Annotated in this window: 11 protein-coding genes and 1 pseudogene; 3 read left to right on the top strand and 9 right to left on the bottom strand. The window is 69.0% G+C overall.

What is annotated here, in order from left to right; genetic code table 11:
- Positions 1–170: 170 nt before the first annotated feature.
- The 9 genes from ACTWPW_RS06340 to ACTWPW_RS06380 all read right to left on the bottom strand — a co-directional run bounded on the left by ACTWPW_RS06340 (position 171) and on the right by ACTWPW_RS06380 (position 10,681).
- Positions 171–2,234: a hypothetical protein gene (locus ACTWPW_RS06340; protein ID WP_443168160.1), complete on the bottom strand. Its 2,064-nt coding sequence runs from the start codon at positions 2,232–2,234 to the stop codon at positions 171–173.
- Between the two features lie 599 nt (positions 2,235–2,833).
- The gene (locus tag ACTWPW_RS06345) at positions 2,834–3,277 is read right to left on the bottom strand and encodes an Rv3654c family TadE-like protein (RefSeq protein ID WP_443168161.1); all 444 of its coding nucleotides are present in this window, start codon (positions 3,275–3,277) and stop codon (positions 2,834–2,836) included.
- Positions 3,278–3,578: 301 nt separating this feature from the next.
- Positions 3,579–3,959: a TadE family type IV pilus minor pilin gene (locus ACTWPW_RS06350; RefSeq protein ID WP_443168162.1), complete on the bottom strand. Its 381-nt coding sequence runs from the start codon at positions 3,957–3,959 to the stop codon at positions 3,579–3,581.
- Entirely contained in the window at positions 3,956–4,606 is a 651-nt protein-coding gene (locus ACTWPW_RS06355) for a DUF4244 domain-containing protein (protein WP_443168163.1), read from the bottom strand. Before ACTWPW_RS06355 ends, ACTWPW_RS06350 begins: the two co-directional genes overlap by 4 nt.
- A gap of 258 nt (positions 4,607–4,864) precedes the next feature.
- The gene (locus tag ACTWPW_RS06360; RefSeq protein ID WP_443168164.1) at positions 4,865–5,419 is read right to left on the bottom strand and encodes a type II secretion system F family protein; all 555 of its coding nucleotides are present in this window, start codon (positions 5,417–5,419) and stop codon (positions 4,865–4,867) included.
- 424 nt (positions 5,420–5,843) lie between these two features.
- Positions 5,844–6,557 carry a type II secretion system F family protein gene (locus ACTWPW_RS06365; protein ID WP_443168165.1) on the bottom strand — a complete coding sequence of 238 codons (714 nt, stop codon included), beginning with the start codon at positions 6,555–6,557 and terminating at the stop codon, positions 5,844–5,846.
- Complete coding sequence (locus tag ACTWPW_RS06370) at positions 6,554–7,825, bottom strand: TadA family conjugal transfer-associated ATPase (protein WP_443168166.1); 1,272 nt, start codon at positions 7,823–7,825, stop codon at positions 6,554–6,556. Before ACTWPW_RS06370 ends, ACTWPW_RS06365 begins: the two co-directional genes overlap by 4 nt.
- Positions 7,822–8,865 carry a septum site-determining protein Ssd gene (ssd, locus tag ACTWPW_RS06375; RefSeq protein WP_375117236.1) on the bottom strand — a complete coding sequence of 348 codons (1,044 nt, stop codon included), beginning with the start codon at positions 8,863–8,865 and terminating at the stop codon, positions 7,822–7,824. The genes ACTWPW_RS06370 and ssd overlap by 4 nt, the downstream gene beginning before the upstream one ends.
- A gap of 1,036 nt (positions 8,866–9,901) precedes the next feature.
- A complete protein-coding gene (locus ACTWPW_RS06380; protein WP_443168167.1) occupies positions 9,902–10,681 on the bottom strand; it encodes an oxidoreductase in 780 nt (259 codons plus the stop codon).
- 423 nt (positions 10,682–11,104) lie between these two features.
- On the opposite strand from ACTWPW_RS06380, the gene acs reads away from it, so the two are divergent.
- The 3 genes and pseudogenes from acs to ACTWPW_RS06395 all read left to right on the top strand — a co-directional run bounded on the left by acs (position 11,105) and on the right by ACTWPW_RS06395 (position 13,629).
- On the top strand, positions 11,105–13,078 hold the full coding sequence (gene acs, locus ACTWPW_RS06385) for an acetate--CoA ligase (RefSeq protein ID WP_375117238.1): 1,974 nt from the start codon (positions 11,105–11,107) through the stop codon (positions 13,076–13,078).
- 157 nt (positions 13,079–13,235) lie between these two features.
- Positions 13,236–13,472 (top strand): annotated as a pseudogene (locus tag ACTWPW_RS06390) (Na+/H+ antiporter NhaA); the annotation flags it as partial.
- Between the two features lie 16 nt (positions 13,473–13,488).
- Positions 13,489–13,629 carry a hypothetical protein gene (locus ACTWPW_RS06395; protein WP_375117368.1) on the top strand — a complete coding sequence of 47 codons (141 nt, stop codon included), beginning with the start codon at positions 13,489–13,491 and terminating at the stop codon, positions 13,627–13,629.
- The last annotated feature ends 25 nt before the right edge of the window (positions 13,630–13,654 follow it).

Raw genomic sequence — 13,654 nt, forward strand, 5'->3', positions numbered from 1 at the left:
AACACACACCATCAGCACACGTAACCAGCATCACGCCCACACACTCCGAACAGCCCAGCCCGCCTGTCGATCGCCCCCGGCCTCACTCGACAGGGAGCCTCAGTCAAAATAAACAACCCGGGCCGAAAAACAGAGCAATTACCGCCCCATCAGAGGTCCTCCGCAGCTATCTAGCTCTCTCCACCTCTGTGCCGACGACTCGCATAAGCCCGTTCATCGCCCTTTTGGCTACCGTCGTCAGCGCCATCATCATCCGCCGCCCAGAAGTCGGCAGCCCCTGGCTGCGGACGCTCCCAGAAACCGCTGTCCTCCATGGACCTCGGCGACGGCGGCAGGTAGTCGTTCCAGCGCTCTTCAAGGCGCACGGCGGGCGTGACCGTCGGAGCAGAGGGCTCAGGAACATCCGTTACCGCCGAACGCGGCAACGCGATATGCCCCGGCCCCTTATCCCCGCCCGACCCCCCACGGCCAGGCCGCCCCTCCAGACCGCCGCCACTCCCTTCAAGACCGAGCCCCGCCTCAAGACCGGGCAGTCCCTCAAGACGGGGCAGCCCCTCGCAACCGCCCCGCCCCTCATAACCGCCCCGCCCTTCGTAACCGCCCCGCCCCTCAAGACCGAGCGGCCCCTCACGGCCTGACCTCTGGCCACCACCTCTCACCGTGTCCGCTCCGAGCTCACCATCGACATCTCCACGGCGCGCCACTTCTCCGCGCACCTGATCTTCTCTACGCACCTGATCACGTGAGGGCGACTGCAGCCGCCCCTGCTCCGAGACAGTCACCGAGGGCGCCGCCGACGGTGCCGCCGACGGTGCCGCCGACGGCTGCGAGGGCACCTCACCAACCCCCGGCAACGCCTCCGCGCCGAACCCCACCGGCTCCCCGCCCGATTCGGGCCGCTGAGCTCGAGACGGCTGCTCGGGGACGCGAGTCCTGGCAACGGCCAGGATGACCGCCGGCCGACGCGGTGCCGTCGTGGCGGGCGTGACGTTGCCATCCACCTCTCCGACATGAGCCTCGCGATCGGCCACCCTGGCGACCTGCGCCCCACCAGTTGGTGCACCGCCATCTCCGAGTGCCGAGGGCACGGGTGCGGAGGGCACGGGTACGGAGCCGCCCGCACCCGTGGCCAGCGAACGCCGCCGGGCCCAGGCACCCGCATGGGCGCCGAGCAGCAGCAGGAGAATGCCTCCCGCCACGTAAAAGCCGTACTGGCCGAGACTCCCGATCGGCGACTCGTTCGACTGGGCCTTCACGCCATCGCTCTGCACGGGAGCCGTATCCCCACCGTCCTCCTTCACATCCGCCGGCGCCAGTTCGCCGTTGTCGCCCTGCGCGTCGGCGGTCGGAATCGGAAGGTTGCCACTCGGATCGGCGTCAGGCAGGTCCGGCAGCTTCGTGGTGGTCGGCTTGCGGGTCGTCGGCTTGGCCGAGGGGACGGTCTGCTTCTTGGCGGGCAACGTGGGCAGCGCATCGACGCCTCTGGCGTCTCTGCTCTTCGGCGTCTGATCGTTGCCGGTCGTCGTCTTCTTCGTCGGCTGCGCCGCGGGGGCGGCGGGGAAACTGATGTACGCGGCCGCCGACTCGTCCGATCCGATCGACCCGCCGTCGCCGTCCCCCCTGAACGCCTTGACCGTGAACCCCACCCTCTGCCCCGCCGCCTTGGCGGGCACGCCCAGCACCGCCTTGCAGGACGAACCCGCGCACGCGCTGTCGGCGGGCAGTCTCCCGACCACGCCGGACTGCGTGTTGGACACCTCGTACGACTGCAGGTCAGGCTCGGACCCCTTGCTCCAGGTCACCAGGACCTTGCTGGTGCCCTGCTTGCTCGCGTTCACGTCGCCCGGCGCCTCGGCAGGCCGTCGCAGCTTGAACGTGCTGGTCGCGTACCTGGTCCCGGTGATCTCTCCCTTGAGGGTCACGGTGAAGGTCCCGTTGGGGGCGTCGCCGGCCACGAACGTACCGGAGATCGTCTGGTTCGCCCCACCTCCCGCGACCTTCTGGCTGGGCGTGGAGGGCCCTTCGACGTACAGCCCTATCCGCAGCTGCATCAGGCCCGTACGCGCGGAGACCGTGACGGACGAGTCCGACACCACCTGACCGTCAGAGGGTGAGGTGATCTGACCGGAGGAATCGCCCTGCCCCGTCATCGTGTCTGCTTGAGCGGCTCCGCCAAGCGCGATGGATCCGGCCACGATCAGCCCTGCGGCCACCACTCTGCCGACTACCGTCACGACGCTTCCCTCCATCGAGAGCCTCGCCGCCTGAGCACCCACGGGGCGTTCATGCGACGACCGGAAGTGCAGTCCGCCCGGCCGATACGGTCACCGACCGTCCCCGGACCCGCACCCTAGCGACTGTGGTCCTGCGCTCCCAGACTCCCTGTCACATACGGCATGGACCGAGGGTAAGCGGAACCTTACGGGAGGGATCCAACTCTTGGACACCACGTCCAAGAAGTCGTGACTTGATTGCGACATTGCCCCGTCAAGCCACAACAGCCACAAAGCGCCCCAGCCCTTGGACCACGCCCCATTTCGTGCAAGAGCGTTCATGCAACCGCCTGGAGTTCTTGCACAAGGACGCCGCTCACACCGCTCGATCTCTCGTTCGAAGATCAGCAATTCATCGTTGCATTCGAAGATCTACACCTAGGGTGCGTCGCGGAACGAGTCCAGAACAACGTGCTGGTTGACACAGAAAACGCCTCATCTTCTCGATCGATATCTCGCTTCACAGACACAGCGGCAGCGCCGAGTCCCCAAGCTAAAAGACCGTCATCGATCAGCCCGGGCAGCACACACACCCAATGCAGCGACCGAGGATGCGGCGGCTAGTGATCGTTTCCCGTTGGTGCGGCGGGAGTCGCTGGGCCTGCGCGCGATCTACCCGTCAGGGTGCGGGGTCCCAATATCGGCAATGAGATCGGTAACGCGGTCCAGACGTCGGCGACGTCTTCGGTGATCTTGCATTGCGTCAGGTCGACGCCATTTTCCTTGGCCAATGCGGAGGCCCTCTCGCAGGCGCCTTCCGGGTCGATCAACGCGAGCTTCGCCGCTGCCAGGGCGCTGAGGTCTGCGGCGCTGTTGACTCGGTGGCGGGCCACGCGCACAGATCCCACCGTTGCGAACGCTGTGGCGATCGCCATCAGAAGCCCCATGAGGGCGACGCCCCAGAGGGTGGCCGAGCCACGGTCTCTGGGGTTGAGCGCTTTGCCACGATCTTTGGGGTTGATTGCTTCCTCCCCATCCGATGTCTTGAAGGCCGTAGAGGCCATAGGTGTTTGTGATGGCGATATGAGGCATCAGTGCCTTGTGCAGGCAGCCCATGCCGTGGCGGCGGTGTCGACCGATGAGGCTGGTCGCGACGCTTCGCCGCGACCCTCCCCCGCTCGATCTGGGCCAGCATCGTGTTGAGCGAATTCGCCGGGCGCCCGACCCGGTGCTCAGCGGAGCCGGCTCGGACATGTGGCGAGTGAGGGCGCCCTCCGCACGGTACAGCCCGGAACGGTCGTCACCGAGGCTCCGTCGTACATATCCAGGCGCGGCAGGGCAACGGCGAGCGTCTCGGTGACGAGGTCATCGTTCGGTGTCTGCGGTGGCTGTTGCCGATACGCGGACTGCGGGTAGGGATTCGCCCCAGGACGGACGTACTTCTACTGTGATCTGCACTTTTGTTAGTTTCGGATCGCGGGTTATGTCTACTTGAGCGTCTGGGCTGGTGGCTGCGCGGGCGAAAGTGCGGACCTGGTCCAGGGGCTCGCCTCTGGCTGCGGCTCGGACTGCTGCTCGGGCGGCATCGACGCATTCGAGTTGGACGCCGACGGCTTGAATGGCCCACAGGGCGGCGGCCAGCACGACCATGAGGGCGGGCAGCATCGCGGCGGTCTCGGCCGTAACCGAACCGCGCGATGCCGGCCGCTCGGTGCTCATGAGGGTCCGCGTGTGGCGGAAGGTCATTCCTTCGTCGTGTTGAGTGCTCGGTCGATGAGTGACGTCAGCATTTCCTGGACCTCTGGGCTGCTCACGACCTTGAAGAGGAGCGCGGCGAAGGCACAGGCTGCGATGGTTCCTACTGCGTATTCGGCGGTGGACATGCCGCGCTCGCGGTTGACGGTTGCGTAGTGGAGCCACTTGTTGGGGCGCAGGCGAGGGCTTCTGGTGTGTCGGTTAGGGGTTGGTGAGGGGTTCACGGACTGCTTGATCGGAGCTGACGGGTCTCGCTGCGGGGTGGCGCCCGCCGTTGCTGGCTTTTGGGTCGTTGGAGCATCCGCCGTGGCGGTGCGGGGGGTTGGAGCGTCTGCTGCCGTGGTGTGGGGTGTTGGAGCGTCTGCTGCTGTGGTGCGGGGTGTTGGAGCGTCTGCTGCTGTGGTGCGGGTGGTGAGGGTGGCTGTCGACGTGGTGTAAGCGGTGGTGGTTCGGGTGGCGTTGTGCCCATGGGTTGCGAGGTCGGACGGATTTGTTGTGGCGGCCTGGGTGGGGCTTCGGACGAATTGCTGGATGAGGCTTCGGACGATGTGGCCGTGTGGGCTGGTGCTCGACGTGGTGGTTGGAATCCGGTCTGGGGTGGCTTTGATGTCGTCTGGCGTGGTGGCGGGACTGTGCATCTTGCCTCCAGGGTGTTCGGGAGCCGGGGTCTTGTCCGGCGGGAGTCCAAGGCTCGCTCAGGCGGGGTGGGTGCCGGTGAGCCGAGCGCCGTTCTGTGGATAAGTGAGGCGCTGGAGTAATGCCTTGTGGATAGCGATGCCTTGGTGATGAGGAGTCCGTAGGCGTTGGTTGGTCGTGCTGGTGGATTGAGCGCTGGTGGGCTCCGGCACGGGGTTGCAGGGGCCTGCGGGTGTGGTGTCTCGGAGGGGTGTTTGTGGTTACGGGATGATGATGGTGGAGGCTAGGCCGGCTATTACCGGGACGATGCCCAGTAGGACGAACGCCGGGAGGAAGCACAGGCCCAAAGGCGCTACCGCCTTCACACCGACGCTTCTCGCCGAGGCGACAGCGGTGGCTCTGGCGGCTTCTCGGGCGTCGTCGGCCAGCCGGGTCAGGACGTCGGCCACCGGGGCGCCGCTTTGCGCGGCGCGGCTCATGGCTCGGGACAGTTGGCCCATGGCGGGGTCTCTTGCGAGGGCGGCCCAGGTTGGCTCGGGGTCGGCGCCCAGGCGTAGCTGGCTGCTTGCCCAGGACAGACGGTCGCCGAGGGGGCCGCCTATCGCGTGGGCGGCGATCTCCGTGGCGGCGCTCACCGGGCATCCGGCGCGCAGGCAGGCGGTCATCAGGTCGGCGGCGAAGGGGAGGTCGGCGGCGATTCGGTGGCGGTCGTGCTGGGCTGATTGTTGGGGTTCTCTTCTGTGCAGGTACAGACCCACTGCCGGTGTGATGAGGAGGCCGGCGACGGCTCCGGCCAGGCCCCCGATCAGGAACACGAAGATCAGGCCCGTGCATGTGGCGGTGAGGGTTGTTCTGCGGGTGAGCTTGTGTGGGCGGGGAGTCGGGTCCAGCCAGATTGGGGGGTGCTGGCTTTCGTCGGGGGGTCGGGTGGCATGGCTGTTCGGGTGCTGAAGGTCTTGAGGGTGTTGGCGGAGTTGAGGGTGTTGGCGGAGTTGGGGGCCTTTGGGGGCTTGGGGGTGGGAGGGGGAGGCTGGTGAGGACGGGGGGTTGTTCGGGGGGCGTAGGCGGGTGAGGCGTTCTGCGGGCGTTCTTGGTGAGAGCCACAGCCAGGCGGAGATGGCGGCGCACAGCGCGGACAGCAGCTGGAGCATCGGCGGGAATCCGATCGGGGGCGTTGGTTCGGGGGCCGTTCGGGATGTAAGGCTTGGCGTGAGGGGTTGTGGGGGCGGGGTCTTGAGTTCAGGTCTGGGCTTGGGTTGCCATGTGGTTGGTCCACCACAGGCCGCAGGCGTCCAGGGCGGCCCCGGTCACCAGGCACATGAAGCCGGGGAAGCTGCCGAACAGGAAGTCCAGGGGGTGCATGTTCAGGGCGCCGGCCATGAGGAGGCCGAGGGCCGGGAGGATGGCGAGCATTCTGGCTGTGGTGCGTGGTCCCGCCAGTTGTGCTGCCACGTCCTGGCGGTGGGCCTGGGCGGTTCGTAACGTGTGTGCCACTCGGTCGATCAAGGAGGCCATGCCCGCGCCCACCGTGGTGCCGACCTCCCAGCAGGCCGCCAGCCTGTGGAGGCCCTCTCCTCCTTGTGGTGGGGCCGATGAGGTCAGGGCCGCGGAGACGTCGCCGCCGTCCCGTGCGGCCGCGATCACCGGGCGGAGGAGGCTGGGGTCGGGGAAGTCCACTGCGGTCATGGCTCTGGTGAGGGCCTCGCCGGGGGTGCGGCCGGCCGTCAATTCCGCTGACAGGGACTGGCACAGCTCGATCGATGCCCGTCGCCAGGCCTCCGCGCGGCGGGCAGGGCTGGGGCGGGTGAGGAGCCTGGACAGGGGTGGCCATGATGAGGGTTTGGGCATGTCCGAGGTCAACAGCTTGGTCAGTCGGGTTGTGGCTGGGTCGGGGGCTGTCCACAGCCATATGGCGAAGGCTGTGGACAACGCGGATATGAGGGCGCTGGTCATCGCCTTGGTTCCGTTGTGGGGAGATCGCACGGTTCAGGGACGGCTGTGCTGGGGTGATCGTGGTTTCGACCCAGGTGTGCTCGGCGGGTCAGGGCGTCGTAGCCGGGGCCTGGTCGGGTGCCGCCTGCTGCGTCGAAGGTCAGGGCCGGGACCGACTCGACGAAGCCGGCCGGTGTTCTGGAGAGCAGGCAGATCTCGGCTATGCGCCTTCGGCCGTCCGGGCGGCCGCGGGTCAGGTGGATGACCGCGTCGAGGGCGGCGGCCAGTTGGCTGTGCACGGCCTCTCTGCTCAGGCCCGCCGCGCAGCCGAGCGCCTCCAGACGAGGTGGTACGTCGGCCGCCGTGTTGGCGTGCAGCGTGCCGCAACCGCCCTCGTGGCCGGTGTTCAGGGCGGCGAGAAGATCCACTACTTCGGCTCCTCTCACCTCTCCGACCACCAGGCGGTCGGGGCGCATTCTGAGCGCCTGCCGGACCAGGTCGCGCAGGCCCACCCCGCCCGCGCCCTCCAGGTTCGCCGGGCGGGTCTCCAGGCGGACCACGTGAGGGTGGAGGGGGCGGAGCTCGGCCGAGTCCTCCACCAGCAGGAGGCGGTCGCCCGGGTCCGCGAGGGAGAGCAGGGCCGACAGGAGCGTGGTCTTGCCCGTGCCGGTGCCGCCTGTCACAAGGAAGGCGAGCCTGGCGGTGACCATGGCGGTGAGCACCGTAATCGCGGACGGGGCGATCGTGCCTGCCGAGACGAGGTCCGTCAGGGTGAAGGTGCGGCGTGGTGGCAGGCGCAGGGAGACGCAGGTGCCGCCGGACGCGACAGGCGGGAGCACCGCGTGGAGGCGTACTCCTCCTGGGAGCCGGGCGTCCACGTACGGGGATGCGTCGTCCAGGCGCCTGCCCGCGGCCGTCGCCAGGCGTTGCGCCAGCCTGCGGACGGCTCCGTCGTCCGCGAACGTGACCGGGGTTCGGCGCAGGCCGGTGCCGTCGTCGATCCATACCTCGCGGGAGCCGTTGACCAGGACGTCCGTAACGTCGGGGCGGGCCAGGAGCGGTTCCAGTGGACCCGCGCCCATCAGGTCGGCGCACAGGGCCCGGGCGACGGCGAGGATCTCGGCGTCGCCGTACACGGACTTCTCGGCTCTCAGGGCCACTGCCACCTGGGCGGCGCTGGGCTCGGCGCCTGTCCGGGCCAGGCGTACGCGAACGGCCTCGACCAGGTCTGGGGAGACGGCGGGCCGGGCTTGCGGGTGTGGCTCCTGGACTTGGAGGTCGGGGGTCATGCCGTTGGGAGGAGGTCTCGCAGGAGGGAGGTGCAGAGGGCGCCCAGCACGGTGCGCGGGCCCAGTTTGGGCAGCTCTCCGCGGTTGAGGGTGGCGGTGAGCCTGGGCTGGTCGGGGAGGTTGCCGACGGATGGGACGCCCAGGGAGGCCATGGCCATGTCGTCGTCCAGGACTCCCGGACGGAGGACGGCGCGGACGTCGGCGGTGTGTTTGCGTACCTCGGACAGGACCTGAGCGGCCGAGAGGATGCCGCGTACGTCCGCCGTGGCCACCGCCAACGTGGTCTTCGCTCTGGTCAGGGCCTCTGTCGAGGCCGGGTCCAGGTGCCGGGGGAGGTCGACGACGACGAGGTCGAAGCCGCGCCGGCCCGCTTCGAGGACCGAGCGCATGGCCTGCGCGGGGATCGCCGCCACCTCGCCTCTGTGGAAGGACAGCACGGCCAGCTCCCCGAACGCGGGCAGCGCCGCTTGCAAGGCGCCGGAATTGATCCTGCCCTCCCTGGCCACCAGGTCCCCCCAGCGGGCGCCCGGCGCCTCCTCGTGGCCCAGCAACGCGTCTATGCCGCCGCCCAGCGGGTCGGCGTCCACGAGCAGGGTGCGGAGGTGGTCGGCCGAGGCACGCAGAGCCAGGCAGGCGGCGAGCACGCTCGCGCCCGCTCCGCCTCGGCCGCCGATCACGCAGATCACGGATCCCGACCGGGGGTCCGGCTCCATGGCATCCGCGAACCGGTCGACCAGGTGGCGTTCGTCGCCGGGGAGGGTCAGGACGGTCTGAGCGCCCACGGCCACGCATTTTCGCCAGGTGTCCGGGTCCTCGGTGTCTCGGGTCACGAGGAGGACCTGGTCTCGGGCGGGAGGTGAGGTCGCGGCCACGGCGTCCGCCTGGTCCGCGCCGATGGCGATCAGCGGGGCGAGGTTCCAGAAGGGGCGGGCGTGGGCGGGGATGTGGGCCACGTCGAGCTGCGCACCGGCCGCGGCGGCGATGCGGACCAGGTCGTCGAGTAGGGCGTGGTCTTCGGTGATGACCAAGGGGCGGTGCATGTGAGGCCTCCCTGCGGGGTTGGGAGGCCCACCCTGGTGGAGGTGGCGGGGGCGGTGGCGAGCCGAACGGGGTTCTGTGGATCGGGGGTGGGGTGGGGTCAGGTGCTGTGGATAACTCGCTGTGCCAGGCTCTGCGGCCCGGTGCCAGAGGGTGGTGATCCCGGAAAGCCCGGGTGGCTGTAGGGCATGCAGGGCGGGCCGGGCCAGGCGGGGGGTCGGGCCGTCAGTGGGGTCGGGCCGTCAGTGGGGTCGGGCCGTCAGTGGGGCCGGGCCGTCAGGGGGCCAGGATCGTGCGGAGGCTGGGCCATGCGAGGCGGCCAGGGCCGTGCGAGGCGGCCGGGGCCGTGCGAGGCGGGCCTGCACCGTGCAGGGCGGGGGGCCGTCGTGGCGTGGCATGCGTGGCGGGGCCGAGGGGGCGGGGCCGAGCCAGCTGGGGGTGGAAAAGGGGCGACCCCCGCCGGGGGGGAGAGCGGGGGTCGCCTGATCGGTCCGGCTCCGGGGGGGTAGAGCCGGTCCCGTTTCAGAAGAAAGCTTTCATCACTGGACCAGAGCCTGGCAAGGGACTTGCAAAGCTATCCCTTGCACGGTCGCTCCAGTTTCAGGTGATACCCACGTATGCTGCCCGATCGACTCGAGTTTCGTCGAGGAGCAATCTCGCATTTTCGCCAAGTTTTTTCGCCACCCCATAACGATCACATAAAGACGATCACAGAGAGTGATCATCGCGGCTCGGTAACCGGCCGGTCAAGGTGTCGCCACCCCCATACCCGAAGTGCCGGACCATGGTCGGGTAAAGGTCTTGGTACGAGGGGTTCCCATCAGGGCGGATCCGTCGTAGAAAGGTGTCACGGACCACTTGTCCGGGTGCATCAACCGGGCACCCACGCGCGACCAGCCGCGGGAGGCGCGTCGTGACGGGCTTGACCCGCTCCGACGGATAGAGGTGCACGCTTGGTAACCCGGTGTGATGCACGGCAGACGGCGTCTCATGACTGAGACGCCGTCAGCTATGTCCGTAACTCCCCCGCGGCTCGCGTCAGCCCCTCTGCATGGCCTCACAGATCGCAGTCGTCTCGCGTACGCCGAGGCTTACCGCAGCGGCACAGTGCTGTACCCAGGTGCCCACGCCCTCCGGCGTCCCGCTCAGGTACGCGCGCAGCGCATCCCCGTACGCCAGCTCCAGGTGCCCCACCTCGACCGCGACCAGTGACTTCGGGTCCAGCCCGTACTCGACCAGCGTCAACCGCTCCGCCGAACGCGCCACGATCCCGTCCGCCGTGCCGAACGGGCGCAGCACCGCCAGCTCCGCGTGCACCACGGCGGCCAGCACGATGGCGGGCGCCTTCGTGGGCTGTTCGAGCAGGCCGAGCAGGCCCTCCATGCGGGCCGCGGTGTCGGCGGCGGCCGGCGCCGGGCCCAGGGACAGCGGGTCGGAGGCCTCGTCGAAGGCACGGGGGCGGCCGAGCTCCTCCTGCGGCGTCAGGCCGGCCGCCGCCACGACGTGCAGCCGGGCGAGCACCTGCCGGGGCGCCTTCCGCCACGTCACGCCCAGGCGGCCCATCTCCGCCGACGCGCGCAGCGCCCCCTGCACCAGCGGGTCGTGCGCCTCGTCCCGGCGCAGGACGTCCAGAGGCACGTCCACGCCCTCGATGGCGGCCGACGCCCGCGCGCCGCGCAGGGACGACTCCGTGGACACCGCGGGGCTGGCCCGGCGCAGGACGCGGTGGCGGTACAGCCGGTCGACGGCCTGCCGGGCCTCGTCCACCGCCTCCGGGACACCGGGGAACCGGGCGATGGCGGCCAATGGGTCACTCACGAGACATGACCTTACCTGCGGGTAGCACCGGGACGACGAGGCGCGGGGCCCACCACCAGAGTGACCCCGGTGCGGCGATCCAGGGCGGTGGCGGGGTGGCGGGGTGGCAGAGAGTGGCGGGACGCCGGATCACGTGGGGCGGCAGGCGTACCGGCCGGGCGGAGGTGACCCTCGGTGTACGGCCGGGAACGGCCCGGCAGCCAACCCCAGAGAAACCCCGGCGCACCCGGCCCCGAGGGGGGCCCATAAACCCCACCCGCATATTCTCCAGATTTCAGGATGACAACATTTCAATAGCAGTTGTAATGCGCCCTGATAAGGCTCCCCCACGGTACAGACCTGTCTAGACCTCTTGTGTACCGAGGTCGTGAGCTGGTGAAGTGGGACACGACCTATCCAATCTGGCCATAGAAGGAGCATGAGGTGGCCCCGGAGACCGCTGGTAACGAGCCCCAGGCGCTGTCCAACCTGCTGCAGGAGAATCGCCGGTTCGCACCGCCGGCCGACCTGGCGGCGGCCGCGAACGTGACCGCAGCCGCATATGACGAGGCCGCCGCGGACCGTCTCGCCTTCTGGGAGCAGGCTGCCGACCGGCTCACGTGGGCCAAACGGTGGGACACGACGCTCGAATGGAATCCCCCCTTCGCCAAGTGGTTCGTCGGCGGGGAGCTCAACGTCGCCTACAACTGTGTCGACCGCCACGTCGACGAGGGCCGCGGCGACAAGGTCGCCTATCACTGGGAGGGCGAGCCCGAGGGCGACACCCGCACCCTCACCTACAACGACCTGAAGACCGAGGTCAGCAAGGCCGCCAACGCCCTGCGGGAGCTCGGCGTGAACAAGGGTGACCGGGTCGCGATCTACATGCCGATGATCCCCGAGCTGCCGATCGCGATGCTGGCCTGCGCCCGCATCGGCGCGGTCCACTCGGTGGTGTTCGGCGGGTTCTCGGCCAGCGCGCTGAAGAGCCGGATCGACGACGCCGACGCCAAACTGGTCATCACCGCCGACGGCGGTTACCGCAGGGGCAAGCCGTCGGCGCTCAAGCCGACCGTGGACGAGGCCGTCGCCGAGTGCCCGCAGGTCGAGCACGTCCTCGTCGTACGGCGTACCGGCCAGGACGTCGCCACCAACGGCAAGGACGTGTGGTGGCACGACGTGGTGGAGCGCCAGAGCGACCAGCACACCGCCGAGCCCCACGACGCCGAGGACCCGCTGTACATCCTCTACACCAGCGGCACCACCGGTAAGCCCAAGGGCATCCTGCACACCACCGGCGGCTACCTGACGCAGACGGCCTGGACCCACCACGCGGTCTTCGACCTCAAGCCCGAGTCCGACATCTACTGGTGCACGGCCGACATCGGCTGGGTGACCGGCCACTCCTACATCGTGTACGGCCCCCTGGCCAACGGCGCCACCAGCGTCATCTACGAGGGCACCCCGGACACCCCGCACCGCGGCCGGTTCTGGGAGATCGTGCAGAAGTACAAGATCACGATCCTCTACACCGCGCCCACGGCGATCCGGACGTTCATGAAGTGGGGCGACGACATCCCCGCCAAGTACGACATGTCCAGCCTGCGCATCCTGGGCTCCGTCGGCGAGCCGATCAACCCCGAGGCGTACGTCTGGTACCGCGAGCACATCGGCCACGACCGCTGCCCCGTCGTGGACACCTGGTGGCAGACGGAGACCGGCGCCATCATGATCAGCCCGCTCCCCGGCGTGACCGCGGGCAAGCCGGGCGCCGCCATGCGCCCGCTGCCCGGCATCACCGCCGACGTGGTGGACGACCAGGGCAACAGCGTCCCGGACGGCGGGGGCGGCTTCCTCGTCGTACGCGAGCCATGGCCCTCCATGCTCCGCACGATCTGGGGCGACGACCAGCGCTACATCGACACCTACTGGAGCCGTTTCGAGGGGATGTACTTCCCCGGCGACGGCGCCAAGAAGGACGACGACGGCGACCTGTGGCTGCTCGGCCGCGTGGACGACGTCATGCTGGTCTCCGGCCACAACATCTCCACCACCGAGGTGGAGAGCGCGCTGGTCAGCCATCCGAAGGTGGCCGAGGCGGCCGTGGTGGGCGCGACCGACCCGGTGACCGGCCAGGCCATCGTGGCGTTCGTGATCCTGCGCGGCTCCGCCGAGGAGAACGACGACATCGCCTCCGACCTGCGCAACCACGTGTCCAAGACGCTCGGCCCGATCGCCAAGCCGCGCCAGATCCTGGTAGTTCCCGAGCTGCCCAAGACCCGGTCCGGCAAGATCATGCGCCGCCTCCTGCGCGACGTGGCCGAGAACCGCAGCATCGGCGACGTCACCACCCTGGCCGACAGCACGGTGATGAACCTGATCTCGGAGAAGCTCCCGTCCGCGAAGGCGGAGGACTAGAACCACACACGTAGCCGCATGTCCCAATGAAACGGGACATGCGGCTACATAGGTACGCTGAGCCACCGGCCGAGACGTGGCCGTTCCCGGCCGGTGACCGCCGTGCTCGTCGCCGGCAAAGCCGCCCCGACCTGGGCGAACCTCTCCCCGGACGGCCATGACGCGCTCCCCGGGACCGAGGCCGGCCCCGCGCAGGGCCGCCCTCGATCATCGCCTCCCTGGCGGCCTGGTCATGCCCGGCCTTCGCCTTCATGTCGGCGGGGTGAAGCCGGATGGATCAAACCAGGGCGCTATCTTTTCCGATCGGGTAGTTCTGGGAGTGATGGCGGAACGCGTGCTCGGTAAGTTCCTCGGCGTGTTCGGCGGTGCCTGGCTTTCCGTACGGCTCGGCCTGGCGAGACTGTCGGGACATGGCGTACGGCGACGATCGGCAGCGTGCCGAAGCCGTCACCACCGGGAACCTCGCGGCCGGCCTCATCGCGTCGATCCTGGCGGCGGTGTTGCTCAACGCACGAGTACGCAGCGCCGCATTTGCGCTGGATGATGTTTGACACGGCCACCAGGCCTCGATAGGAG

Source organism: Nonomuraea sp. KM90 (assembly GCF_052246675.1).
In the GTDB taxonomy this organism is placed as follows: domain Bacteria; phylum Actinomycetota; class Actinomycetes; order Streptosporangiales; family Streptosporangiaceae; genus Nonomuraea.